Consider the following 24060-nt stretch of genomic DNA (forward strand, 5'->3'; position numbering starts at 1 on the left):
GGAAGCAGTATGGAAGTGAATTCCTCAGGAGATCAAAACCGGATAGCTGGACGCGACTTCACAGAAAACCGCGTTCAAATAGATAAATTTGATGGTCGTCACACCATCAACATCGCGATCCCCTCAGATACTCATGACGAGCGGCCGCTCGTCAAGGCGCAAAGAAAAGAGCTGAATGCCCTTGTCGCGGCAGTCTCTGAGATCTCTAATTCTGAAGCATATGAAGTCTGGCAAAAAGTACATGCTGAGATTGGTGTTTCAAGTATCGAAGAGATGACCGTCAATCAATATCAGACAGCTGTTAGCTACCTGCAAGCAATGGCTGATCGCGGTAAAGACAAGGATGCGAGCAAGGCACTTGTTAGTTTACTGCTCCGTAACAGCACTGATAACGATTTGCGCCAAAAGTTAATCCGTTTCTGTCACGTGAATTTCGGGACGGGCAGACTGAATGATCTTACCCGGCCACAACTCCAAATGACTCTTTCCTGGCTCGATCAACAAACTCAAGCGGCATCGCAAGTTACTGATGAGCTAACCACATCGAAGCTCAATTTCATTGAGTTTTTAAAAACTTATCCAAAAGAAATTGCTGCCTGCTTTATTGCTGGCTTCCTTGTGGGTTCCTTTTTCTTTTAATTTTCTACACATGCATAGAGGTCTTGATATGAGTGAGCACTCTCGTTTCCATTACTTCAGTAACAGGGATAAAGCTTTCACTAATCTCATCAGTATCATTGATGGAATACTTAGTGATGGCGAAGTGACCCAAAAAGAAATGCTTTATCTCGATACCTGGCTACTTGAATCACAGGAAATAAGTGATAACTATTGCGTTAAAGCCATACGGCATCGCATAGCAGATGTTCTCTCTGACGGTGTCATCGATCCGACAGAAATGAAATTCCTCAAAGCAGACCTCATTAAAATACAGAAAGACTTAATCGACCTCCCTTATCTTCAACTCGACTCCATTGAATCAGACAGGCACTTGCTTGAAGGGTTATGCAAGGGGATCTTGGCTGATGCTCAGCTTAATGACGACGAAATCAAATATCTTCGATGGTTTTTATCAGTCAATGGAGCGCTCAAAAACAACTACCCCGGCAAGGAGCTCTACACCCTCGTAGAAGATATCCTTCGTGACGGTGAGATCACCGAAGATGAAAGAGCTCAACTTCGCCAGGCCCTTATCTCATTTACTGGATGCGATCTGGAATCAGGAATTGTGGATGGCCTATCGACTCAGCTCCCCATAGATACGATTGAATCTTTAAATCTTGCCGGAGCTAACGTTTGTCTGACGGGAGAATTTCTGCATGGTAAGCGCTCCGTGTGTGCTGAGGAGATACGGAGTCATGGAGCTAATGTGATTGACAATATCACTCAGAAATTGGATTTCCTGATTGTAGGCACTCTGAGTTCAAAAGACTGGAGATACAAAGCACACGGTCGGAAAATTGAAAAGGCGGTGTCTTACAGGGATGAGAAAGGTATTCCGTTGAAGATAATCAGCGAGGAGCAATGGAAGAGCTTTTATAAATGACCGTACGTAAACTTCCCTCTGGCAAATGGCTGTTGCAATGCTTCCCATACGGACGTGATGGGAAACGCATACGTAAGCAATTTGCTACCAAAGGCGAGGCGCTCTCCTATGAGCGCCGTTTAATGAATAACTCTTTAAACCAGCCTGTAAATGACACTGCTGTGACTCTTTCGGCATTTGTTGAACGCTGGTACGAAATGCATGGCAAAACGCTCTCTTCTGGCGATGAGCGAAAAGTGAAGCTATTGGCTATTTGTGAGCGCCTCGGTGACCCCCTCGCCTCCCACTTCGATAAAAATACGTTTGCTGTATACCGCGAACGGCGCTTAAGCGGGGAGTGGAATCAGAAAGGCAAGAAGAAGTTAAGTGAAGCGACAGTAAACCGCGAGCAGTCATACCTGCATGCTGTATTCTCGGAGATGAAACGGCTGGGTGAGTGGGAAGGAGATAACCCGCTTTCAGGTATCAGGCAGTTTAAGGAAGGAGATCAGGAGCTGGCTTTTCTTTACGAGGAGGAGATTGATCGGCTACTTGAAGCTTGTGACCAGTCAGCAAACAAAGATTTGGGAATTATCGTGCGTATTTGCCTGGCCACAGGTGCACGCTGGAGTGAAGCGCAGGATTTAAAACAATCTCAAATTCTTCCCGGACGTCTGACCTTTACGCAAACCAAAAGCAAAAAAAACCGAACAGTACCCATTTCGCCGCAGTTACAAGAAATGCTTCCCAAAAAACGCGGTTCACTCTTCTCCCCGGCATATGAGGCTTTCAAATCAGCACTTACTCGGGCTGGGATAGAGCTGCCTAAAGGTCAGCGCACCCATGTGCTCAGACATACCTTTGCCAGCCACTTTATGATGCGTGGAGGAAACATTCTGGTATTACAGCAAATCCTCGGGCACAGCACGATCATGATGACGATGAGATACGCTCACTTCGCTCCAAATCATCTTGATGCAGCCGTGGCACTCAACCCCTTTGATAATCGAGCAGAGAAAGATTAAAGGTGTGCTGCCATTTTGCTGCCACTGCCTCAAATTTGAGACATAAAAAAACCACCTTTCGGTGGTTTATACGACACTGCTTATCATTGATTTTATTCTACTTTTCCCATGGTAGCCGGAGTGGGACTTGAACCCACACAGCGCGAACGCCGAGGGATTTTAAATCCCTTGTGTCTACCGATTCCACCATCCGGCCAGGGAAGAAAGTGGAGGCGCGTTCCGGAGTCGAACCGGACTAGACGGATTTGCAATCCGCTACATAACCGCTTTGCTAACGCGCCGTAAAACTTTTCAAACTGACACCCGCTGTTGCGCATGTCTTTAATCTGGAGCGGGAAACGAGACTCGAACTCGCGACCCCGACCTTGGCAAGGTCGTGCTCTACCAACTGAGCTATTCCCGCATGTCATCAAGTTGTTTCTAACCACTTGATTTCATTATCGTCCGGCTAGCTGTGCCGCCGTTCGATGCGTTGCATTCTACTGATATGTCGTTTTGAGTCAACGTTATTTTTTGCATCCCCGGATCGTTTGCTGAAAATTACGTCGAAACGATCACTGTTCAAGCAAATCTCCGCGCGCCGCGTTTAAATACTGCAGCATTGACCACAGCGTCAGTACCGCGGCAACCCACAGCAGACCAATTCCCGCCCACTCAACCCAAGCGTTTGGACGCCACAGCATCCAGACCAGCGCCGCCATCTGCGCCGTTGTTTTGACCTTACCAATCCAGGATACCGCCACGCTGCTGCGTTTACCCAACTCCGCCATCCACTCCCGCAGCGCAGAGATGATAATTTCGCGGCCAATCATCGTTGCCGCGGGCAGCGTGACCCACCAGGTGTGGTAATGTTCAGCCACCAGCACCATCGCGATCGCCACCATGACTTTATCGGCCACCGGGTCGAGGAACGCACCAAAGCGAGTGCTTTGATTCCAGCGGCGCGCCAGATAACCGTCGAACCAGTCGGTTACCGCAGCGACCAGGAAAATAAGTGCGCAGGCAAAAGGCGCCCAGACGACCGGCAGGTAAAACGCCAGTACAAAGAACGGGATAAGCACGACGCGAAAAAGAGTGAGCAACGTAGGGATATTAAATCGCATAATGACGGTAACTGTCTGTTGTCAGTAAAATTTAGCTCTATGTTGCTACAGAGCCCTCAATGTTTCAACGAGTAGTAGATCTTTTCTGCCAGCCCTTGCGAAATACCCGGCACTTTTGCAATTTCCTCCATGCTGGCATTGAGTAATCCTTGCAATCCGCCCATATACTTCAGCAGCATTTGACGACGTTTTGGTCCAACGCCTTCGATGGTCTCCAGCGTGCTGGTGTTTTTGACCTTCGCCCGTTTTTTACGGTGGCCACTGATCGCGTGATCGTGCGATTCGTCGCGGATATGCTGGATCACATGCAGCGCGGGCGAATCCGGCGGCAGGCTAAAGCCCTCACCTTCCGGCTCAAAGAAAAGCGTTTCCAGACCCGCTTTACGATCCGCCCCTTTCGCCACGCCCAACAGCAGCGGATGGTTTTTATCCCACTCGACGTCGAGTGATTCAAACACCGCCTTCGCCTGCCCGAGCTGCCCTTTTCCGCCGTCGATAAGGATCACGTCCGGGATCTTGCTCTCTTCGATGGCTTTACCATAGCGTCGACGCAGCACCTGGTTCATCGCGGCGTAATCATCCCCCGGCGTGATCCCGGTGATGTTATAGCGGCGATACTCCGCCCGCAGCGGACCGTTGGCATCAAACACCACGCAGGAGGCCACGGTCTGCTCCCCCATCGTATGGCTGATGTCAAAACACTCCATACGTTTCACTTCCGGCAGCTTCAGAAGCGTAGCAAGCGCGATTAAACGCTGGCTAACCGTCGACTGCTGGGACAGTTTCGTCGTCAGCGCCGTCGCCGCGTTGGTGCGTGCCAGCTTCAAATAGCGTGCGCGGTCCCCGCGCGGTTTCGTCTGGACATTCACCCGACGCCCGGCCAGTTCAGAGAGGGAATCCGCCAGCAGGGTTTTATCGTCGAGATTGAAATCAAGCAGGATCTCGGAGGGTAACGTGCGCATCTGGCTACCCTGAAGATAGAACTGTCCAACAAATGTCTCGACCACTTCACCCAGCTCCGTGCCGCCCGGTACTTTCGGGAAGTAGCTGCGGCTGCCGAGCACTTTACCCTGGCGAATGAACAGAACGTGAACGCAGGCCAGCCCGTTGTCAAAGGCCACGCCAATCACGTCCAGATCGTCACCGGTATTGGAGACAAACTGCTTTTCGGTAACGCGGCGTACGGCCTGAATTTGGTCACGAATGCGCGCAGCCTCTTCAAACTCCAGCGCCGCGCTGGCTTTCTCCATCCGCGCGATAAGCTGGGTGAGAACCTGATCGTCTTTCCCCGCGAGGAACAGGCGAACATAGTCCACCTGCTGGGCATACTCTTCTTCGCTGACCAGACCCGCTACGCACGGCCCCAGACAGCGACCAATCTGGTACTGCAGGCACGGACGCGAGCGGTTACGGTAAACGCTGTTTTCACACTGGCGGATCGGGAAGATTTTTTGCAGCAGCGCCAGCGTTTCTCGCACAGCATATCCGTTCGGGAACGGACCGAAATATTCACCCTTCGCATGCTTCGCGCCCCTGTGCATCGCCAGACGCGGATGGGTATCCCCGCTCAGGAAAATAAAGGGATAGGATTTATCATCGCGCAGCAACACATTGTAGCGGGGCTGATACAGTTTGATGTAGTTATGTTCAAGCAGCAGCGCTTCCGTCTCGGTGTGCGTGACGGTGACATCAATATTCTGAATGAGTGCGACCAGCGCTTCGGTTTTGCGGGAGGCAAGATTGCTGCGGAAATAGCTGGAAAGGCGTTTTTTGAGATCTTTCGCCTTACCCACATAGATAACCGTACCGCCAGCGTCATACATGCGATACACGCCTGGCTGGCTGGTGACGGTTTTTAGAAATGCTTTTGAATCGAACGCTTCATTCACTGACTTATTAACGACTCCGCATTACACAGACCATGACGAATGGCCAGGTGAGTCAGCTCGACATCACCGTGAATGTTCAGTTTACTGAACATCCGATAGCGGTAGCTGTTCACCGTTTTCGGGCTGAGATTCAGTTGTTCAGAGATCTCATTCACTTTCTGACCTTTGGTGATCATCAGCATAATCTGCAACTCGCGCTCAGACAAACTGGCAAACGGCGATTCCGTTTTTTCAGGTTCAATCTGGCTCAATGCCATCTGTTGTGCAATGTCTGAGGCGATGTAGCGCTGCCCGGCAAACACGGAGCGAATCGCATTCACAACTTCCTGTGGTGCGGCGCCTTTACTCAGATACCCGGCGGCCCCCGCCTGCATAACTTTCGCGGGCAGCGGGTTTTCGGTATGTACGGTCAGCATGATGACTTTGGTATCAACAAAGGTACGGGCGATTTTACGTGTTGCTTCAAGCCCACCAATGCCGGGCATGTTCATATCCATCAACACCACGTCGGCCGAGTTTGAGCGACACCATTTCACGGCATCTTCACCACAGCAGGCCTCACCGGCAACTTTAATACCCTTTATATCTTCAAGAATGCGTCGTATCCCTGCGCGCACCAGTTCGTGGTCATCAACAAGAAGGACGTTGATCAAAGGAAATGTCTCCAGAATAGGGATAACGCTACTGACTACTTATTGCGTTTATATTAACGGTTTTCCTCGCAAGATTAAAACGTTAAAAAACGTGCTATACGATTACGCTCTCGTTTTTGGAAATTAGCCTGTACAGCAAGTGGAAAGAAAACCCATGCGGTATGGGCTTTTGCGTCTATTTTTAAGCATCTGTATTCAAAAAGTTACAAAAAACAGGCACGCTACATCGGCTTAAAAACAGTTCTAAACTTTTTGTAACAACAATTAACGGCAAACGAACCGGCGATGACAATAAATTGTGAATATCGCAGAGGAGACATTACCTGTGGGTATTGTTTACGTAAATAAACAAAATGCGGAAAAGTACGAAAAACAACCACTGCTTTTTTTGTCACGGCTTGTGGTATACTCCGCGGCCTTGACTTTCATCGTCGCGCTCGCGCGCTGTTTTATATTGAGGAAAATAAATGAGCTCACCTGATTTCGCCACTGCGGAAAATAACCAAGAACTGGCACAGGAAGTAAACTGTCTGAAAGCGCTGCTGACGCTCATGTTGCAGGCAATGGGTCAGGCTGATGCGGGCCGTGTGATCCTTAAGATGGAAAAACAAATCGCGCAGATGGAAGACCAGGCTGAATCAGCCGTATTCGCCAACACCGTTAAGCAGATTAAACAAGCTTACCGTCAGTAAAAAAAACGGCTGGATGCGGTGCATTCAGCCGTTATCTCGTCTGTCACGCAGAACGTGTTGTCTCTTCAGATCAGTCCTGTCGCCGCCGCATAACAGGCAATCTGCGTCTTGTTTGGCGCGTTAAATTTCTTCTGCATATTCTTTTGATGGAAATTAACCGTATTCTCAGATATCGAGAGAATAATCGCTATTTCTGCAGACGTCTTTCCTTCCGCAGTCCACTTCAGAATTTCCCGCTCACGCTTGCTGAATTTCATTTCAGGCGGCATGACCATCTCATGTTCAAAACGCAGCAGAGACGTTAAGGCCATTTGAACCAGCATTTGCAGGCGCAACTCTATTTCTTCGCAGCTCAACTTATCCGCCTGTGCGCTAGTACGTGATACAGACAGGAAACCGAGCGCGTGATTAGGCAGCATCAAACACTGTGTAATTCCCGTACGCAAACCGTGATCCCGCGCGCCGTCCCACAGTGCCTGAGCATCAGCGAATAATTCATCCGTCCAGGGTAAATGCCCCTGAATGAAATTCTCTGGTTTCAGCACCGGATCGATGGCGAAGAAATTCTCTGACTTATATTGCGCCATCCATTCCTGCGGATAACTGGTTTGGACCGAAATCCGGGGGCGCGTAAAGGGGACAGGATGACGAACGCAAAGTGAGAAATAATCAAATTCGAGTGCCTGCGTTTGTCGCTGAAGTTCTTGATATACCTCGTCGGCACAGGACATTTCCTGAAACCGGAGGAAGCAATCCCGTCGCCAGTTGAAAAAGTCTGAATCCCTCATACTTACCGAATGAAGCCTCTGATAAAGATAATCATTATTATGGTGAATATAACCTAACACATAAATCTTATTTATTTATACAAAATATCGTCCAACGCACCTGAATCTTTAGATTTAATACGGTTAATCTGAACACGGGTGGAATAAAAGAACTACGAACACGCGTTTGGAGGCGAATAATTTGCCCCAGAGGAAAAATCTGGAGCAAATTACGGCAAAAATGCTACTGCATGAGGAATTTTTCGAGGAACTGGCGGGTGCGGGGCTGTTGCGGGTTCGCAAACAAGCTTTTCGCTGGCCCTTGCTCAACAATGCGGCCCTGATCCATAAAAATAGCCCGGTCTGCAACATCACGCGCAAAGCTCATTTCGTGAGTCACAATCACCATTGTCCGTTTTTCCTGCGCCAGTTGGCGAATGGTGTTAAGCACCTCCCCTACCAGCTCGGGATCGAGCGCGGAGGTGGGCTCATCGAACAGGATCACATCCGGACGCATCGCCAGCGCGCGCGCAATGGCCACACGCTGCTGCTGTCCACCCGAAAGACGGCGCGGGTAGCTGGTTTCTTTACCTGCCAGCCCAACCTTCGCCAGCAGTTCCCGTGCGCGGGTGGTGGCCTCTTCTTTTGGCTCCCCCTTCACGATGACCGGCCCTTCAATAATATTTTCCAGCACCGTACGGTGCGGGAAAAGGTTGAAGTTCTGGAAAACAAAACCGACATGCTGACGTAGACGGCGAATTAAGCCTTTCTGCTGGCTAATGGATTTCCCGGTATCAATCGTAATATCCCCTACACGAATCGTTCCGCCTTCAGGCTGTTCAAGGAGATTAATACTGCGCAGCAGCGTGGTTTTCCCCGAGCCACTCGGCCCGATGATCGCCACCACTTCGCCCTGCTCCACTTCCAGATCGATACCGTGGAGCACCGTTTGTCCGTGGAATTTTTTCACCAGGTTTTTAACGTCGATTGCACTCATTTCGGATCACGCTCCTGGCGGTTAAGCTGGTTTTCAAAATAATTCTGCAGGGCGGAAAGCACCGTCGCCATCACCCAGTAAATCAGCGAGGCCGCCAGATACATCGTGAACACTTCCAGCGTCCGCGAGGTGATCAGCTGCGCCTGACGGAACAGCTCCGGCACCTGAATGGTGGCCGCCAGCGACGTATCTTTTACCAGGCTGATAAAGCTGTTGCTCAACGGCGGTAACGCTACGCGCGCGGCCTGGGGCAATATCGCCCGACGCAGGGTTTGCCACGGCGTCATCCCGATACTGGCTGCCGCCTCCCACTGCCCTTTATCAATGGAGGAGATTGCCGCACGCAGGGTTTCGGAAGTGTAGGCAGCGGTATTTAACGACAGACCGATCATCGCCGCCGGGATGGGATCAAGCTCAATACCGAACTGCGGCAAACCGTAGTAGATCATAAAGAGCTGGGCGATAAGGGGCGTGCCACGGAATACAGAGATGTAAAAACGCGCCAGCCAGCGTACCGGCAAGACGGGCGACATGCGCATTAACGCCAGAACAAACCCAAGCACCAGGCCGAAGAACATCCCTCCGACACTGAGCTGAAGCGTAAACACCGCCCCCTTAAGCAGGAACGGCAGTGAATCAATAACCAGCTGAATACTTTCGTGCATTATTATTTTTCGACCTGATTTTTAGACATGAGGATGATAGGCAAACAGCGCAGGCGCCCCGCCAGTGTGAACAAACAAAATCGGTCCTTCATCCTTAAAGCGCTTCTGTGCAATGCCGTCTATCAGCCCCGCCATCGCCTTACCGGTATAGACCGGATCGAGGAGAATGCCTTCGAGGCGTGCCAGCAATTTCACCGCTTCCATCCCCTCTTCATTTGGCGTGCCGTAGCCCGGCGCAAAATAGTCATCCCAGAGCAGAATGTCAGCCCTGGCTTTCAGCTCCAGTTGTTCTGCCACCGCCTGCTGTAAAGTAACCACTTTCGGCTTCTGATCCGCAACGCTGCGGGAGACCGTCACGCCAATCAGCTCGACATCCGGCAGCAGTTGCTCCAGCCCCACCGCCAGCCCGGCATGGGTTCCGGCGCTACCGGAGGCGACAACGACAGAAGAGAGATTCACCGCCCCCTCGCATTGCTGAGCAATTTCCAGCGCGCTTTCTACATAGCCCAATGCGCCCAGCGCGTTCGACCCGCCGACAGGAATAACGTACGGACGAAAACCCTGCGCTTCCAGACGCGTGGCCAGTTCGTCGAGCTGCGCGGTCGGATCGGTCAGGGCGTCGACCATCTCGACCTGCACGTTAAACAGATCCAGCAGGAGACGATTACCGTTAGTCAGATAGTTTTCTGCGTGCGTTCCAATAGGGTTTTCCAGCAGCGCAACGCAGTGCAGGCCAAGTTTTGCCGCCACCGCCGCCGTCTGGCGCACGTGGTTAGACTGAATCGCCCCTGCGGTGATCAGCGTGTCCGCCCCTTCGCGCAGTGCGTCTGCCGCCAGAAACTCCAGCTTGCGCAGCTTATTGCCGCCCATCGCCATCGGCGTCACGTCATCGCGCTTGATGAAAATGTCGCGTCCTAAATAATCAGAAAATCGGGGTAAATACTCCAGCGGCGTGGGCGCGCCGATAAACTCCAGGCGGGGAAAGCGCGTTAAATTCTGCAGTGACATGGTTCCTCCGGTAACGCTAATTCATATGATATTTTTCATTATGCACGCAGACGCGTAAGAAATAAAAAAGGCGCTTTTAAAAGCGCCTTTTTTTATGGGTCAAAGACTTATTTGGTGACGTCAGCGCCGAACCATTTCTCAGAAAGCGCTTTCAGGCTGCCGTCTTTCTGCATGTCAGCAATCGCGGAATCGATCGCTTTCACCAGGTCTTCGTTACCTTTACGGATGGCGATACCGGCTTCCTGACGAGAGAACGCATCACCCGCAACGGCCAGGGTATTGTTGGTTTTCTTCACCAGATCCAGCGCGGCCAGGCGGTCAACCAGAATGGCGTCGATACGGCCCACGCGCAGATCCTGGTATTTGGTCGGGTCATCATCATAGGTACGGATGTCCACGCCCTGCACGTTCTGGCGCAGCCACTCTTCGTAGTTGGTACCCAGACCGACGCCGACTTTCTTCCCTTTCAGGTCCGCAGCCGTTTTAATCCCGCCTTCGTTACCTTTCTTAACCAGCGCCTGAATACCGGACACGGTGTACGGCGTGGAGAAGTCATACTTCTTCTTACGCTCGTCAGAAATGGTCACCTGGTTGATCACCACATCAATACGTTTTGAATCCAGCGACGCCAGCATACCGTCCCATTTGGTCGGTTTCAGGGACGCTTTCACGCCAAGGTGCTTCGCCAGTTCTTCCGCAAATTCCACTTCGAAACCGGTCAGTTTACCGTCGTCGCCCTGGTAGCTGAACGGAGGATAGGTTCCTTCCAGCCCCACCAGCAGCGTGCCACGCTCTTTTACTTTATTCAGCAGGTTTTCCGCGGCGAACGTTTTCACGCTCATGCCCGCAACCAGCGCAACGGCCATAACACCCATCAGCGCCTGACGACCCAGAAGTGCAAATTTCATAAATACCCCGATATAGTGGAATTTTTACGTAGTGTAGAGAAATCGCCTGCAACGTCAAAGGCGACTGCGCTACATCTTATTCTTTTTTAATATATATCAGAAGTTGTTCCGGCGTGGGCTTTCTGCTTCACGACACCCGGCATCTGTACCTTGTATTGCGCATACTTGCGCAGCGCAATCCGGTAGTTGTTGGTGCTGGTCGCAGGCAGCCACGGCTCCAGATTTTCATCCAGATAACCGGTTTTCAGCAGGTCGCGAGAAATATTGTTGACGGTCAGATGTTGCCCAAGGCGACGCAGGCGAACCACATATTCGCGAACGGTGCCGTGGCTCATCTCCGTTTGCTCAAACAGGAATTGCTTGAAGCCGATAATATCGAAGAAGTCGCTTTGCTCTTTGCAGTGGAGATCGCCACAGAAACGGCAAAGCGCCACCCACTCTTTTTGCTCTTCGAGCCAGGCGGCCTCATCCATTAACGTGTCGAGGCGGGATATCGCGATTTTGTTCACGATTTCGCCACGACGAACCAGCGTGATACGGTCGAGTAATTTATTACAGTGGGCGCAATGCGTCTGGCTGTGTTTAAAGTCTTTCAGGTAGCGGCTTAAAGGCCGTCTTTTAGATTGCTGCACCGTCATGATAACTCCTGGTTGTCAATACGTTGTGCGGCATTTCCGAGGTGAATCAATCACCTATAACTTACCCAGTTTCGTGCGTAAGCGCTTGATGGCCTGGCTGTGCAGCTGGCTAACCCGAGACTCCCCCACCTCCAGTACCGCGCCAATCTCCTTAAGATTGAGCTCTTCCTGGTAATAGAGGGTCAACACCAGCTGTTCGCGCTCTGGTAAAGCTTCAATCGCTTCCATCACGCGCTGGCGTAAATTCCCTTCCATTAAATGGTGTAACGGGTTTTCTTGCTGATGCTCATCCGTCACCAGCTCGATGCTATCGCCATGCTCTTCGCGCCACTCATCGTAAGAGAAGAGTTGGCTATTATTGGTATCGAGCAACATCTGACGATACTCTTCAACAGCGATCCCAAGACGCTCAGCCACTTCGGTTTCCGTCGCGTTGCGTCCCAGTTCCTGTTCCAGCTGCCCCATCGCATGCGCCACTTCGCGCGCGTTGCGGCGAACACTGCGCGGCACCCAGTCTCGGCTGCGCAGCTCGTCCAGCATCGCCCCACGAATACGCTGAACTGCGTAAGTCGTAAATGCCGTTCCTTGCAGAGCGTCGTATCGGTCAACTGCATTCAATAACCCGATACCGCCCGCCTGTAGCAGATCGTCCAGTTCCACGCTCGCCGGCAAACGCACCTGGAGGCGCAATGCTTCGTGACGCACCAGCGGAACATAACGCTGCCACAGCGAGTGTTTATCCATTACACCATCAGCGGTATAGAGTGAATTCACGATAAACAGCCCTGCGTTAATTGAGTTATCGGCATGATTATCCGATTCTGCAGGGGTTTCAATTGGGTGAATAGTGGGTGAAATGAGGGGTTATTTGGGGGGTTATGCAAATAGCGCTAAATAAAAACCCCGCCGAAGCGGGGTTTAAGCATTATCAGGCGATTAGCCCTGCAGCAGAGACAGAACCTGCTGAGGAACCTGGTTAGCTTTGGACAGCACGGAGTTACCGGCCTGCTGGATGATCTGCGCTTTAGACATATTTGACACTTCGGTCGCATAGTCAGCGTCCTGAATACGGGACTGCGCTTCAGACAGGTTGGTGGTGGTGTTGTTCAGGTTGGTTACAGCAGAGCTCAGACGGTTCTGCACCGCACCCAGTGAAGAACGGAATTTATCAACAGACGCGATAGCTTTGTCCAGCAGAGCCAGTGGATCTGCTGAAGCTGCACCATTGTATACGGAAGTATTGTTGGCATTAGCAATATCACCAATGTCGGTAGCAACAGCTGCTCCGCCATTTCCAAGGTTACCAGCTGCAGCAAGGTAATTTTTACCCTGCACAGTCACATAACCTACAGCGTTACCACTATCATCAGTGCCAACTTTAACCAGTTTCCCTGTCTGCTGAGCATCGGTAACTCCATTCGCGCCATCATCATATGTGACATCGGTAGTATTTAAGGATACTACGCCCGCTGTAGTTACTGATGCAGCATAGAAATCATCGCCACTTTGAACAACATAATTTCCTGTAGCGTTACCATCTTTATCCAATACGTTATGCAGTGACAATGATTTCGCATCAACAGTGCTTCCGGTAGCAGTTGTCAATGCAGTCGCTGCCGCAGTTAAATTAACATCATTTGGAGCAGCAGAACCATCACCAATTTGAGTAACAGCGTCACTTACTTTCAGCGCATTACTAGTTACAGAGAAACCATTAAGACCCAGAGTTGAAGAATCGATTTTTTGCAGGTCGATGCTGATTGTCTGACCGTCGTTTGCGCCAACCTGAATCGCCATTGTGCCGTTTTTAGCCAGCACGTTCACGCCGTTGAACTGAGTCTGACCAGATACGCGGTCGATTTCGTCCAGACGGGATTTGATTTCGTCCTGGATTGAAGACAGGTCAGAATCAGAGTTAGTACCGGTCGTTGCCTGAACGGTCAGTTCACGAACACGCTGCAGGTTGTTGTTGATTTCAGACAGCGCGCCTTCAGTGGTCTGTGCCAGAGAGATACCGTCGTTAGCGTTACGTGCAGCCTGAGTCAGACCTTTGATGTTAGACGTGAAGCGGTTAGCGATAGCCTGGCCCGCAGCATCATCTTTAGCGCTGTTGATACGCAGACCGGAAGACAGACGCTCAATAGAAGAAGACAGAGCAGACTGGTTCTTGTTGATGTTGTTCTGAGTGATCAGCGAGAGGCTGTTGGTATTAATGACTTGTGCCATGATTTCGATTCCTGTTGTTCATCAAATCTGTTTGGTTAGATTTGGGTTTCCACCCTTCGGCTTCATCGCCGTCAAAGGTGTTATCGTCTGGTCCAAAACAACCTTTAGATTTTTTTTCAGGATCTCGATAATTTTTTTAGCCACGGAAATACTCTTCTCTATTACCGTTATTCCCGCCATTAAAAAAAAGAAATTAACCGTAAACTTTCACGCATAAAGGCCGATAACCCCACTATTCGTTCTACGTGTCGATAGATTAAGGAATAAATATGGCAAGTATTTCATCATTGGGGATTGGTTCGGGTCTTAAGTTAGCAGACATTCTGGATAGTCTCACCACGGCCGAAAAAGCGCAGCTGACGCCGATTTCCAAACAACAGACATCCTATACCGCCAAGCTTAGCGCTTACGGCACGTTGAAGAGTTCGCTGGAAGCGTTTCAGACCGCCAACACCGCGCTGAATAAAGCTGACCTGTTTACGGCCACCAGCACGGCGAGCAGCACCACGGCATTCAGCGCGACCACGACCGGCAGCGCGATTGCGGGTAAATACACCATTAGCGTCTCTCAGCTGGCGCAGGCGCAGACGCTGACCACTAAAAATACCCAGGCGGATACCAAAACCGCCATTGCCACCGCGGACAGCAAAATTACCTTTACCGCGGGCAACGGTAAAGATCCGGTGACCGTTGATATCAGCGCGGCAAACTCCTCGCTGACCGGCATTCGTGATGCCATCAACAAAGCAGATGCGGGCGTGACCGCCAGTATTATTAACGTCGGTAATGGCCAGTATCGTCTGTCTATTACCTCTACCGAAACCGGTGCAGATAACGCGGTCAGCATCAGCGTGAGCGGCGACAGCGCCCTGCAATCCTTTATGGGTTACAACGGCACCAGCACCGACGCCAGCAACGGCATGACGGAAAGCGTTACCGCGCAGAACGCCAAGCTGAAGGTCAACAACGTTGATATCGAAAACAGCAGCAACACCATCAGCGATGCGCTGGAAGATATCACCCTGAACCTGAATGACGTCACCACCGGTAACCAGACGCTGACGATCACCAAAGATACGTCTAAAGCCGAAACGGCAATGAAAGCCTGGGTGGATGCTTACAACACCCTGCAGGACAGCTTTGCAACCTTAACCAAATATACGGCGGTGGATGCAGGCACAGATGCACAGGATTCCAGCAACGGCGCCCTGCTGGGTGACAGCACGCTGCGTACGATTCAGACCCAGCTGAAAACCATGCTGAGCAACACCGTGGGCGGTACCACGTACAAAACACTGTCGTCGCTGGGTATCACGACCGATCCAAGCTCCGGCAAACTGGAGCTGGATAACACCAAGCTGAAAAAAGCGCTGACGGATAACCCGTCTGCCGTGAAAGATCTGGTTGTGGGTGACGGTAAAACCACCGGCATCACCACCACTATGGCCACCCAACTGACTGACTGGCTCTCCAGCAAAGGGATTATCCAGGCAGCCAAAGATGGCGTCAGTAAAACGCTGAACAAGCTTACCGATCAGTACAACGCCGTGAGCGAGCGTATTGACGCGCGCGTGGCACAGTACAAAGCCCAGTTTACCCAGCTGGACGTACTGATGACTTCGCTGAACAACACCAGCAGCTACCTGACGCAGCAGTTTGAAAATACGTCCAGCAGCAAGTAGTAAACGCTAAACGAACCCGAGGGGGATAACATGTACGGCGCAAAAGGCACGCAAGCCTACGCAAAAATAGAGGTTGAAAGCGCGGTGATGAGCGCCAGCCAGCAACAGCTGGTTATCATGCTATTTGATGGAGCCCTCAGCGCGCTGGTTCGCGCGCGTCTGTTCCTGCAAGACGGTAATATTCCGGCAAAGGGGTTAGCACTCTCGAAAGCCATCAACATTATTGAAAACGGGCTGAAGGTTGGCCTGGTGGACAATAACGGTGATGAGCTTACGCAAAACCTGATTGCCCTTTATGCCTATATGGTACGTCGCCTCCTGCACGCCAACGTGAATAACGACGCCAGCGCCATCGAAGAGGTGGAAACATTGCTGCGCAATATCGCTGACGGGTGGAAGGAGGTTGCGGGTACGCCACAACTGATGCAGGACGCCGTCTAATGAGTAATGCACCGCAACTCTATACCCTTTATCAGCAACTCCTTGAGCAGAGCCAGTTGATGTTGCGACTGGCTCGCCAGGGTTTATGGGATGATCTCATTACTTGTGAAACCGATTATGTCAATGCGGTGCACTCGCTGGCTCGTCTTACGCAGGAAGCGGAACCCTCTGCACAAATGCAGGAGCAACTTCGACCGACTCTGCGCGTGATCCTCGACAATGAAAGCCAGGTGAAAACATTGCTGCAGTCCAGAATGAATGAACTGGCGAAAATGGTGGGGCAATCCTCCATTCAGAAAACCGTTCTTTCCACCTACAGCAACCAGGGCGGTCATGTCCTGGTCCCGCAAAGTAGTAGCGATCTCAATTAGCCATGTAGCTGGCGAACGAACGTTTCCCGCTTCGTTCGCCAGGCATTTCTGCAAAACGTACTCCATACTTGAGTTTCGCGACCTCATGGAGACGGTGCATGCGCAATCCAACCTTACTGCAATGCTTTCACTGGTATTACCCCGCTGGCGGTGAATTGTGGCGAGAAGTTACGGCTTTAGCCCCCAACCTCAACGAAATCGGCATTAACATGGTGTGGCTACCTCCGGCGTACAAAGGCGCATCGGGAGGATATTCGGTGGGCTACGACTCTTACGATCTGTTTGACCTCGGCGAATTCGATCAAAAAGGCGGCGTCGCCACCAAATACGGCGATAAAGCACAGCTGCTGGAGGCCATCGACGCGCTCAAAAGCAACCAGATCGCCGTGCTGCTGGATGTGGTGGTCAACCACAAAATGGGGGCGGACGAGAAAGAGCCGATCCGCGTGCAGCGCGTCAATGAACAAGACCGTACGCAAATCGACGATGAAATCATCGAGTGTGAAGCCTGGACGCGCTACACCTTCCCTGCCCGCGCGGGGAAATATTCGCAGTTTATCTGGGATTACAAATGCTTCAGCGGCATCGACCACATTGAAAACCCCAATGAAGACAATATCTTCAAAATCGTCAACGACTACACCGGCGAAGGCTGGAACGATCAGGTCGACGACGAGATGGGCAATTTCGACTACCTGATGGGCGAGAACATCGATTTTCGCAATCATGCCGTGACCGAGGAGATCAAATACTGGGCGCGCTGGGTGATGGAGCAAACGCAGTGTGACGGTTTTCGTCTGGATGCCGTAAAACATATTCCGGCCTGGTTTTATAAGGAGTGGATTGAGCACGTGCAGGAGGTGGCGCCGCAGCCGCTGTTTGTTGTCGCGGAATACTGGTCGCACGAGGTGGATAAACTGCAGAACTACATTAATCAGGTCGAGGGCAAAACCATGCTGTTCGATGCGCCGCTGCAGATGAAGTTCCACGAGGCGTCGCGTCAGGGGCGCGACTACGACATGAGCCAGATCTTCACCGGCACGCTGGTGGAAGCCGATCCGTTCCATGCGGTCACGCTGGTTGCCAACCACGACACCCAACCCCTGCAGGCGCTGGAAGCCCCGGTGGAAGCCTGGTTTAAACCGCTCGCCTATGCGTTAATTCTGCTGCGCGAAAACGGCGTGCCGAGCGTGTTCTATCCGGACCTCTTCGGTGCCAGCTACGACGATACGGGCGGAGACGGTAACACGTACCATATTGATATGCCCGTGATTGAACAACTGCATGAGCTGATCCTCGCCCGCCAGCGTTTTGCCCACGGCATTCAGACGCTGTTTTTTGATCATCCTAACTGTATCGCGTTCAGCCGCAGCGGGACCGACGACGCGCCGGGTTGCGTAGTGGTCCTTTCCAATGGTGATGACGGGGAAAAAGTGATTTGTCTGGGCGAGAATTACGGCAATAAAACCTGGCGTGATTTTCTGGGCAATCGCGAGGAAACCGTGACCACAGCTGCGGATGGTGAAGGGACGTTCTTCTGTAACGGGGGAAGCGTCAGCGTGTGGGTCATAGAGGATGCGCTGTAGAAACGGGAAGCGTACGGCCTGATGCCCTCACCCCGACCCTCTCCCACGGGGAGAGGGCGCAAGCACTAAAAACGGCAACAAGTTTGCCGTTTTGTTTTTACCGTTACGGTAGTTTACTCTCCAGCGGATTTTTGCTCAGGTAATTCGCACACTCAACCGTTGGACGATCCACTTTTTGCAGCTCCATACCATCATACTCAAGCGTTGCGCCATCACGCTCCAGCGGATAGATATCCAGCTTGCGGGTCACGTTATAGTAATCATCCGAACGCAGCATAATCTTGCCCGGCACCGCCACCACGCGCTGCCATTGACGGCAATCCAGCGTATCGCCCTCTTCCGTCACCACCAGCGTGGCAATCGCCTCCGGGCTCACCATCTTGCTTTGCGGCCCTTTTGACTGCCAGTACCCTGCCAGATGCGACGGCACAGGGTGCTTGATGACTTCCTGATAATTATCAACCTGAACACAGCCGGTTAACGCCAGAAGCGCACCCACAATTGCTATTTTTTTCATCATCTTTCCTGCGTGGGAAGAAAAAAATATTGTGGCATTAAAGCGGTATGGGTGCCAGCGTAAGATCGGCAGGTTTTACACCTGCATCGACATCACGTCCTGATAGGCCGATACCAGCTTATTACGCACCTGGAGGCCCATCTGCAGAGACACCGACGCTTTTTGCAGATCGGCCATCACATCATTAAGCGCCACGCCCGGCTCACCGAGCGTAAATTTTTCCGCCTGCGTCCGGGCGGCGTTCTGCTTGTCGCTGATACGGTCAAGTGCGGCGTGCAGTTGCCCCGCAAAGCTGATGGTTGAAGGTTCGTCCATCACGTTCTGATTACGTGCCGTCATTGCCGTTGCCTGCAGCTGACTGATTACCCCTTCAATGCCCTGTATAGCCATGACTTTCCCCTGGATGGATTTTTACGCGGTCAAGACTAACAGCTTGTCAATCAGATAATGGCGGTAAATAGCGTTAAAAAACCAGGTTATTTGACGCATAGAAAATCACGAATCATCAAATAATGGCAGGGCCATCAATATGGAACTTTTGTCGTGTTTGCCGACCCGGGAGTCAGTTTTGTTTCTCTACACGAATAACGTAAACCACCAGGATTTAAGAGGTGCGCAATGAGTGCAACAGCATCGACAGCGCCACAGAATAAATCACTCGAGTGGATGAACCGCCTTCGCGCGAACCCTAAAATCCCGTTGATCGTGGCAGGCGCTGCCGCCATTGCGATCCTTGTTGCGATGGTCCTGTGGGCGAAAAGCCCTGATTACCGCACGCTTTACAGTAACCTTTCCGATCAGGATGGCGGTGCCATCGTCACCCAGCTTACCCAGATGAACATCCCTTATCGCTTTGCCGATAACGGCGGCGCGCTTGAAGTGCCAGCGGATAAGGTGCACGAGCTGCGCCTGCGCCTGGCGCAGCAGGGTCTGCCGAAAGGCGGCGCGGTCGGTTTCGAGTTGCTGGATCAGGAAAAATTCGGTATCAGCCAGTTCAGCGAGCAGGTGAACTACCAGCGCGCGCTGGAAGGTGAACTGGCCCGTACCATTGAAACCTTAGGCCCGGTGAAGAGTGCGCGTGTGCACCTTGCCATGCCTAAACCCTCTTTATTTGTTCGTGAACAGAAATCCCCTTCTGCCTCCGTGACCGTCAACCTTGAGCCTGGCCGCGCGCTGGACGAAGGGCAAATCAGCGCGGTCACGCATCTGGTCTCCAGCGCGGTTGCAGGCTTACCGCCGGGCAACGTGACGCTGGTGGATCAGGGCGGTCATCTGCTGACGCAGAACAACAGCGCCGGTCGCGATCTGAACGACGCGCAGCTGAAGTACGCGGCCGATGTGGAAGGTCGTCTTCAGCGCCGTATCGAAGCGATCCTGGGCCCGGTCGTCGGTAACAGCAACGTGCATGCTCAGGTTACCGCGCAGATCGATTTTGCGAATAAAGAACAAACGGAAGAGCAATACAGCCCGAACGGCGATCCGTCTCAGGCGGTGATGCGTTCTCGTCAGATTAACTCGAACGAGCAGGTGGGCGGCCCCTACCCTGGCGGCGTGCCGGGCGCGCTGTCTAACCAGCCAGCTCCGGCTAACGCTGCACCGATTTCAACGCCTCCGGCCAACCAGCAGAATGCCCAGCAGACAACCTCAACGGCCAATAACGCGGGACCGCGTACCAGCAGCCGTAACGAAACCACAAACTTCGAAGTGGACCGTACTATCCGCCACACCAAACTGAACGTGGGGGATATTCAGCGTCTGTCTGTTGCCGTGGTGGTGAACTACAAAACCCTGCCGGACGGCAAGCCTCTGCCGCTGACGGCCGAGCAGATGAAGCAGATTGAAGATCTGACTCGTGAAGCGATGGGCTACTCCGAAAAACGTGGCGATACGCTGAACGTGGTGAACTCACCGTTCAACTCGGTTGATGAAAGCGGTGGCGAACTGCCGTTCTGGCAACAGCAGTCGTTTATCGATCAGCTGATGTCCGCAGGCCGCTGGTTACTGGTGCTGATTGTTGCCTGGCTGCTGTGGCGTAAGGGCGTACGTCCTCAGCTCCAGCGCCGTGCTGAAGCCGAGAAAGCCGCGCTGGAACAGATGAATAATCGCCAGGAGGTGGAAGAAGCGGTTGAAGTGCGCCTCAGCAAAGACGAGCAGGTGCAGCAGCGCCGCGCTAACCAGCGCATGGGCGCTGAGGTCATGAGCCAGCGCATTCGCGAAATGTCAGACAACGATCCGCGCGTCGTCGCGCTGGTCATCCGCAGTTGGATGGGTAACGAACATGAGTAATACGCTTACAGGTACCGATAAAAGCGTCATCCTGCTGATGACCATTGGCGAAGACCGCGCGGCAGAGGTGTTCAAACACCTCTCGCAAAGAGAGGTGCAAATCCTCTCTGCGGCCATGGCCAACGTGCGGCAAATTTCCAACAAGCAGCTGACCGAAGTGCTGGCGGAATTTGAGCAGGAAGCCGAACAGTTTGCCGCGCTCAACGTCAACGCCAACGAATACCTGCGCTCCGTGCTGGTCAAGGCGCTGGGCGAAGAGCGTGCCGCCAGCCTGCTGGAAGATATTCTGGAAACCCGCGATACCGCCAGCGGTATCGAAACGCTCAACTTTATGGAGCCGCAGAGCGCCGCCGACCTTATTCGCGACGAGCACCCGCAGATTATCGCGACCATTCTGGTTCACCTCAAACGGGGCCAGGCAGCCGATATTCTGGCGCTGTTCGAAGAGCGTCTGCGTCACGATGTTATGCTGCGTATCGCCACGTTTGGCGGTGTCCAGCCAGCCGCGCTGGCGGAGCTGACCGAAGTGTTGAACAACCTGCTCGACGGCCAGAACCTCAAGCGCAGCAAAATGGGCGGCGTGAGAACGGCGGCCGAGATCATCAACCTGATGAAAACGCAGCAGGAAGAAGCGGTCATCACCGCGGTGCGCGAGTTCGACGGCGAGCTGGCGCAGAAAATTATCGACGAGATGTTCCTGTTCGAAAACCTGGTCGAAGTGGACGATCGCAGCATCCAGCGCCTGCTTCAGGAAGTGGACTCCGAATCGCTGCTTATCGCCCTCAAAGGTGCCGAGCAGCCGCTGCGCGAGAAGTTCCTGCGCAACATGTCCCAGCGTGCAGCCGACATCCTGCGCGACGACCTGGCCAACCGTGGTCCGGTGCGTCTGTCTCAGGTGGAAAACGAACAGAAAGCGATCCTGCTTATCGTTCGTCGACTGGCCGAAACCGGCGAGATGGTGATTGGCAGCGGAGACGACACCTATGTCTAATGAGCTGCCGTGGACGCGCTGGACGCCCGACGATCTGGCGCCTCCCCTCTCCGAGTTTATCCCGTCCGCCCTCCCGTCCGATGAGGGCGATATCGATGCCGCGGTGCCCGAGCTGAGCGAAGAAGAGCAGCGCGCGCAGATGCTGGCGCAGATGCAAATGCAGGCGCACGAACAGGGCTTCAACGCCGGTCTGCACGAAGGACGGCAGAAAGGCCAGGAGCAGGGTTATCAGGAAGGGCTGGCAAAAGGGCTGGAGCAAGGCATCGAACAGGCGCGTCAGCAGCAGGCGCCCCTTAATGCCCGTATGCAGCAGCTGGTGAGCGAATTCCAGCATACGCTGGACGCGCTCGACAGCGTGATTGCGTCGCGCCTGATGCAGATGGCGCTGGAAGCCGCGCGTCAGGTGATTGGCCAGACGCCAACCGTCGATAACTCGGCGCTGATTAAACAGATTCAGGGTCTGCTCCAGCAGGAGCCGCTGTTCAGCGGCAAACCGCAGCTGCGCGTTCACCCGGACGATCTCCAGCGCGTGGAAGAGAGTCTTGGCGCGACGCTCAGCCTGCACGGCTGGAGGCTGCGGGGCGATCCCTCGTTACACCACGGGGGGTGCAAAGTCTCTGCGGATGAGGGCGATCTGGATGCCAGCGTCGCCACCCGTTGGCAAGAACTGTGCCGCCTGGCAGCACCGGGAGTTGTCTGATGACCGCACGCCTTACCCGCTGGCTCAACACGCTCGATAACTTTGAAACGAAGATGGCACAACTGCCATCTGTTCGTCGTTATGGCCGTCTGACCCGCGCCACCGGCCTGGTGCTGGAAGCGACGGGCCTGCAGCTTCCGCTGGGTGCCACCTGCGTTATTGAGCGTCAGGACGGACTGGAAATGCGTGAGGTCGAAAGTGAGGTGGTCGGATTTAACGGCCAGCGCCTGTTCCTGATGCCGCTCGAAGAAGTTGAAGGCATTCTGCCCGGCGCGCGCGTCTATGCGAAAAACAGTTCAGGCGACGGTCTGCAGAGCGGCAAGCAGTTACCGCTTGGGCCAGCGCTCCTTGGGCGCGTGCTGGACGGCAGCGGTAAACCGCTCGACGGACTGCCCTCCCCGGACACCACAGAAACCGGCGCGCTGATCACCCAGCCCTTTAACCCCCTTCAGCGAACCCCTATCGAGCACGTGCTGGACACCGGCGTGCGCCCGATTAACGCCCTGCTGACCGTGGGACGTGGACAGCGTATGGGCCTGTTCGCCGGGTCCGGCGTGGGGAAATCCGTCCTGCTCGGCATGATGGCACGCTATACCCAGGCCGATGTGATCGTCGTGGGGCTGATTGGCGAGCGTGGGCGCGAAGTCAAAGACTTCATCGAAAACATTCTGGGTGCGGAAGGCCGCGCCCGCTCGGTGGTTATCGCCGCCCCGGCGGATGTGTCCCCCTTGCTGCGTATGCAGGGTGCCGCCTACGCGACCCGCATCGCCGAAGATTTTCGCGACCGCGGCCAGCACGTCCTGCTGATCATGGACTCCCTGACCCGTTACGCGATGGCGCAGCGTGAAATCGCGCTCGCCATCGGTGAGCCTCCGGCCACCAAAGGGTATCCGCCTTCGGTATTTGCCAAGCTCCCGGCGCTGGTCGAACGCGCGGGGAACGGCATCAGCGGCGGCGGCTCGATCACCGCATTCTATACAGTGCTGACCGAGGGCGATGACCAGCAGGATCCGATTGCCGACTCCGCGCGTGCGATCCTCGACGGTCACATTGTGCTGTCGCGCCGTCTGGCCGAAGCGGGGCATTACCCGGCGATTGATATTGAAGCATCCATCAGCCGCGCAATGACGGCGCTGATAACCGAGAAGCACTACGCCCGCGTGCGTAACTTCAAACAACTGCTCTCCAGCTTCCAGCGCAACCGCGATCTGGTGAGCGTTGGGGCGTATGCCAAAGGCAGCGACCCGATGCTCGACAAAGCGATTGCGCTCTGGCCGCAGCTGGAGGCGTTTTTGCAACAAGGTATTTTTGAACGCGCCGACTGGGAAGACTCAATCCAGGCTCTGGATCTGATTTTCCCGCAGGTGTAACACAGGTGGAGGGCGAAGGT

At 53.3% G+C, this 24060-nt stretch carries 25 protein-coding genes and 3 tRNA genes; 12 read left to right on the forward strand and 16 right to left on the reverse strand.

Annotated elements, in window-relative coordinates:
• The first annotated feature begins 9 nt into the window (after nucleotides 1-9).
• From KW829_RS03240 to KW829_RS03250, 3 genes are read left to right on the forward strand one after another with little or no spacing between them, the layout of a single operon-like run.
• Complete coding sequence (locus tag KW829_RS03240) at nucleotides 10-639, forward strand: hypothetical protein (protein WP_218307584.1); 630 nt, start codon at nucleotides 10-12, stop codon at nucleotides 637-639.
• Between the two features lie 28 nt (nucleotides 640-667).
• Nucleotides 668-1546: a BRCT domain-containing protein gene (locus KW829_RS03245; RefSeq protein ID WP_032646300.1), complete on the forward strand. Its 879-nt coding sequence runs from the start codon at nucleotides 668-670 to the stop codon at nucleotides 1544-1546.
• Complete coding sequence (locus KW829_RS03250; protein ID WP_218307585.1) at nucleotides 1543-2550, forward strand: tyrosine-type recombinase/integrase; 1008 nt, start codon at nucleotides 1543-1545, stop codon at nucleotides 2548-2550. The genes KW829_RS03245 and KW829_RS03250 overlap by 4 nt, the downstream gene beginning before the upstream one ends.
• Nucleotides 2551-2659: 109 nt before the next feature.
• Here the strand turns inward: KW829_RS03250 and KW829_RS03255 are convergent.
• The 6 genes from KW829_RS03255 to uvrY form a co-directional block, all read right to left on the reverse strand.
• Nucleotides 2660-2746, reverse strand: a tRNA-Leu gene (locus KW829_RS03255).
• An 11-nt stretch (nucleotides 2747-2757) separates the two neighbouring features.
• A tRNA-Cys gene (locus tag KW829_RS03260) sits at nucleotides 2758-2831 on the reverse strand.
• Between the two features lie 46 nt (nucleotides 2832-2877).
• Nucleotides 2878-2953, reverse strand: a tRNA-Gly gene (locus tag KW829_RS03265).
• 151 nt (nucleotides 2954-3104) lie between these two features.
• The gene (gene pgsA, locus KW829_RS03270; protein ID WP_006176115.1) at nucleotides 3105-3653 is read right to left on the reverse strand and encodes a CDP-diacylglycerol--glycerol-3-phosphate 3-phosphatidyltransferase; all 549 of its coding nucleotides are present in this window, start codon (nucleotides 3651-3653) and stop codon (nucleotides 3105-3107) included.
• A 56-nt stretch (nucleotides 3654-3709) separates the two neighbouring features.
• Complete coding sequence (uvrC, locus tag KW829_RS03275; protein WP_218307586.1) at nucleotides 3710-5542, reverse strand: excinuclease ABC subunit UvrC; 1833 nt, start codon at nucleotides 5540-5542, stop codon at nucleotides 3710-3712.
• Nucleotides 5539-6195 carry a UvrY/SirA/GacA family response regulator transcription factor gene (uvrY, locus tag KW829_RS03280; RefSeq protein WP_089599504.1) on the reverse strand — a complete coding sequence of 219 codons (657 nt, stop codon included), beginning with the start codon at nucleotides 6193-6195 and terminating at the stop codon, nucleotides 5539-5541. Before uvrY ends, uvrC begins: the two co-directional genes overlap by 4 nt.
• A gap of 467 nt (nucleotides 6196-6662) precedes the next feature.
• Here uvrY and KW829_RS03285 point away from each other — a divergent pair, with 467 nt between their 5' ends.
• Nucleotides 6663-6887 carry a DUF2594 family protein gene (locus KW829_RS03285; protein ID WP_010432421.1) on the forward strand — a complete coding sequence of 75 codons (225 nt, stop codon included), beginning with the start codon at nucleotides 6663-6665 and terminating at the stop codon, nucleotides 6885-6887.
• Nucleotides 6888-6952: 65 nt separating this feature from the next.
• Here the strand turns inward: KW829_RS03285 and sdiA are convergent, their stop codons facing one another.
• The 8 genes from sdiA to KW829_RS03325 form a co-directional block, all read right to left on the reverse strand.
• Nucleotides 6953-7675, reverse strand: coding sequence for a transcriptional regulator SdiA (gene sdiA, locus KW829_RS03290; protein ID WP_218307804.1), 723 nt, complete (start codon nucleotides 7673-7675; stop codon nucleotides 6953-6955).
• A gap of 223 nt (nucleotides 7676-7898) precedes the next feature.
• Complete coding sequence (tcyN, locus tag KW829_RS03295) at nucleotides 7899-8651, reverse strand: L-cystine ABC transporter ATP-binding protein TcyN (RefSeq protein WP_010432417.1); 753 nt, start codon at nucleotides 8649-8651, stop codon at nucleotides 7899-7901.
• Nucleotides 8648-9316, reverse strand: a complete 669-nt coding sequence (gene tcyL, locus KW829_RS03300; protein WP_218307587.1) for a cystine ABC transporter permease — start codon at nucleotides 9314-9316, stop codon at nucleotides 8648-8650. The genes tcyN and tcyL overlap by 4 nt, the downstream gene beginning before the upstream one ends.
• Before the next feature lie 21 nt (nucleotides 9317-9337).
• A complete protein-coding gene (dcyD, locus tag KW829_RS03305) occupies nucleotides 9338-10324 on the reverse strand; it encodes a D-cysteine desulfhydrase (protein ID WP_010432411.1) in 987 nt (328 codons plus the stop codon).
• Between the two features lie 107 nt (nucleotides 10325-10431).
• Nucleotides 10432-11232 carry a cystine ABC transporter substrate-binding protein gene (gene tcyJ / locus KW829_RS03310; RefSeq protein ID WP_010432408.1) on the reverse strand — a complete coding sequence of 267 codons (801 nt, stop codon included), beginning with the start codon at nucleotides 11230-11232 and terminating at the stop codon, nucleotides 10432-10434.
• An 86-nt stretch (nucleotides 11233-11318) separates the two neighbouring features.
• The gene (gene fliZ / locus KW829_RS03315) at nucleotides 11319-11870 is read right to left on the reverse strand and encodes a flagella biosynthesis regulatory protein FliZ (RefSeq protein ID WP_010432406.1); all 552 of its coding nucleotides are present in this window, start codon (nucleotides 11868-11870) and stop codon (nucleotides 11319-11321) included.
• A gap of 54 nt (nucleotides 11871-11924) precedes the next feature.
• Nucleotides 11925-12644, reverse strand: coding sequence for an RNA polymerase sigma factor FliA (locus KW829_RS03320; RefSeq protein ID WP_042714098.1), 720 nt, complete (start codon nucleotides 12642-12644; stop codon nucleotides 11925-11927).
• Nucleotides 12645-12806: 162 nt separating this feature from the next.
• Nucleotides 12807-14096 (reverse strand): FliC/FljB family flagellin, encoded by a 1290-nt coding sequence (locus KW829_RS03325; RefSeq protein WP_218307588.1) that lies wholly within the window; start codon nucleotides 14094-14096, stop codon nucleotides 12807-12809.
• 269 nt (nucleotides 14097-14365) lie between these two features.
• On the opposite strand from KW829_RS03325, the gene fliD reads away from it, so the two are divergent.
• From fliD to amyA, 4 genes are all read left to right on the forward strand, one after another.
• A complete protein-coding gene (fliD, locus tag KW829_RS03330) occupies nucleotides 14366-15778 on the forward strand; it encodes a flagellar filament capping protein FliD (RefSeq protein WP_218307589.1) in 1413 nt (470 codons plus the stop codon).
• 30 nt (nucleotides 15779-15808) lie between these two features.
• On the forward strand, nucleotides 15809-16219 hold the full coding sequence (fliS, locus tag KW829_RS03335; protein WP_010432394.1) for a flagellar export chaperone FliS: 411 nt from the start codon (nucleotides 15809-15811) through the stop codon (nucleotides 16217-16219).
• Complete coding sequence (gene fliT / locus KW829_RS03340) at nucleotides 16219-16590, forward strand: flagella biosynthesis regulatory protein FliT (protein WP_010432391.1); 372 nt, start codon at nucleotides 16219-16221, stop codon at nucleotides 16588-16590. The genes fliS and fliT overlap by 1 nt, the downstream gene beginning before the upstream one ends.
• A 98-nt stretch (nucleotides 16591-16688) precedes the next feature.
• Nucleotides 16689-18176, forward strand: a complete 1488-nt coding sequence (gene amyA, locus KW829_RS03345) for an alpha-amylase (RefSeq protein WP_218307590.1) — start codon at nucleotides 16689-16691, stop codon at nucleotides 18174-18176.
• Between the two features lie 103 nt (nucleotides 18177-18279).
• Here the strand turns inward: amyA and yedD are convergent, their stop codons facing one another.
• Nucleotides 18280-18693, reverse strand: coding sequence for a lipoprotein YedD (gene yedD, locus KW829_RS03350; RefSeq protein WP_010432387.1), 414 nt, complete (start codon nucleotides 18691-18693; stop codon nucleotides 18280-18282).
• A 75-nt stretch (nucleotides 18694-18768) separates the two neighbouring features.
• A complete protein-coding gene (fliE, locus tag KW829_RS03355; RefSeq protein ID WP_010432385.1) occupies nucleotides 18769-19083 on the reverse strand; it encodes a flagellar hook-basal body complex protein FliE in 315 nt (104 codons plus the stop codon).
• A gap of 228 nt (nucleotides 19084-19311) precedes the next feature.
• Here fliE and fliF point away from each other — a divergent pair, with 228 nt between their 5' ends.
• From fliF to fliI, 4 genes are read left to right on the forward strand one after another with little or no spacing between them, the layout of a single operon-like run.
• Nucleotides 19312-20979, forward strand: coding sequence for a flagellar basal-body MS-ring/collar protein FliF (fliF, locus tag KW829_RS03360; protein WP_174339759.1), 1668 nt, complete (start codon nucleotides 19312-19314; stop codon nucleotides 20977-20979).
• A complete protein-coding gene (gene fliG / locus KW829_RS03365) occupies nucleotides 20972-21970 on the forward strand; it encodes a flagellar motor switch protein FliG (protein ID WP_089599455.1) in 999 nt (332 codons plus the stop codon). Before fliF ends, fliG begins: the two co-directional genes overlap by 8 nt.
• Nucleotides 21963-22670 (forward strand): flagellar assembly protein FliH, encoded by a 708-nt coding sequence (gene fliH, locus KW829_RS03370; protein ID WP_218307591.1) that lies wholly within the window; start codon nucleotides 21963-21965, stop codon nucleotides 22668-22670. The genes fliG and fliH overlap by 8 nt, the downstream gene beginning before the upstream one ends.
• A complete protein-coding gene (gene fliI / locus KW829_RS03375) occupies nucleotides 22670-24040 on the forward strand; it encodes a flagellar protein export ATPase FliI (protein ID WP_010432376.1) in 1371 nt (456 codons plus the stop codon). Before fliH ends, fliI begins: the two co-directional genes overlap by 1 nt.
• Nucleotides 24041-24060 lie beyond the last annotated feature (20 nt).

The organism is Enterobacter sp. ENT02 (assembly GCF_019219165.1).
GTDB classification, from domain to species: domain Bacteria; phylum Pseudomonadota; class Gammaproteobacteria; order Enterobacterales; family Enterobacteriaceae; genus Enterobacter; species Enterobacter mori.

Coding starts and splice junctions, on each gene's coding strand:
- yedD (WP_010432387.1), bottom strand. CDS start 18,693: ATGAAAAAAATAGCAATTGTGGGTGCGCTTCTGGCGTTAACCGGCTGT.
- fliS (WP_010432394.1), top strand. CDS start 15,809: ATGTACGGCGCAAAAGGCACGCAAGCCTACGCAAAAATAGAGGTTGAA.
- sdiA (WP_218307804.1), bottom strand. CDS start 7,675: ATGAGGGATTCAGACTTTTTCAACTGGCGACGGGATTGCTTCCTCCGG.
- fliE (WP_010432385.1), bottom strand. CDS start 19,083: ATGGCTATACAGGGCATTGAAGGGGTAATCAGTCAGCTGCAGGCAACG.
- fliI (WP_010432376.1), top strand. CDS start 22,670: ATGACCGCACGCCTTACCCGCTGGCTCAACACGCTCGATAACTTTGAA.
- dcyD (WP_010432411.1), bottom strand. CDS start 10,324: ATGTCACTGCAGAATTTAACGCGCTTTCCCCGCCTGGAGTTTATCGGC.
- fliZ (WP_010432406.1), bottom strand. CDS start 11,870: ATGACGGTGCAGCAATCTAAAAGACGGCCTTTAAGCCGCTACCTGAAA.
- tcyL (WP_218307587.1), bottom strand. CDS start 9,316: ATGCACGAAAGTATTCAGCTGGTTATTGATTCACTGCCGTTCCTGCTT.
- KW829_RS03285 (WP_010432421.1), top strand. CDS start 6,663: ATGAGCTCACCTGATTTCGCCACTGCGGAAAATAACCAAGAACTGGCA.
- fliD (WP_218307589.1), top strand. CDS start 14,366: ATGGCAAGTATTTCATCATTGGGGATTGGTTCGGGTCTTAAGTTAGCA.
- pgsA (WP_006176115.1), bottom strand. CDS start 3,653: ATGCGATTTAATATCCCTACGTTGCTCACTCTTTTTCGCGTCGTGCTT.
- KW829_RS03245 (WP_032646300.1), top strand. CDS start 668: ATGAGTGAGCACTCTCGTTTCCATTACTTCAGTAACAGGGATAAAGCT.
- fliG (WP_089599455.1), top strand. CDS start 20,972: ATGAGTAATACGCTTACAGGTACCGATAAAAGCGTCATCCTGCTGATG.
- KW829_RS03240 (WP_218307584.1), top strand. CDS start 10: ATGGAAGTGAATTCCTCAGGAGATCAAAACCGGATAGCTGGACGCGAC.
- tcyN (WP_010432417.1), bottom strand. CDS start 8,651: ATGAGTGCAATCGACGTTAAAAACCTGGTGAAAAAATTCCACGGACAA.
- fliF (WP_174339759.1), top strand. CDS start 19,312: ATGAGTGCAACAGCATCGACAGCGCCACAGAATAAATCACTCGAGTGG.
- fliH (WP_218307591.1), top strand. CDS start 21,963: ATGTCTAATGAGCTGCCGTGGACGCGCTGGACGCCCGACGATCTGGCG.
- tcyJ (WP_010432408.1), bottom strand. CDS start 11,232: ATGAAATTTGCACTTCTGGGTCGTCAGGCGCTGATGGGTGTTATGGCC.
- amyA (WP_218307590.1), top strand. CDS start 16,689: ATGCGCAATCCAACCTTACTGCAATGCTTTCACTGGTATTACCCCGCT.
- KW829_RS03325 (WP_218307588.1), bottom strand. CDS start 14,096: ATGGCACAAGTCATTAATACCAACAGCCTCTCGCTGATCACTCAGAAC.
- fliT (WP_010432391.1), top strand. CDS start 16,219: ATGAGTAATGCACCGCAACTCTATACCCTTTATCAGCAACTCCTTGAG.
- KW829_RS03250 (WP_218307585.1), top strand. CDS start 1,543: ATGACCGTACGTAAACTTCCCTCTGGCAAATGGCTGTTGCAATGCTTC.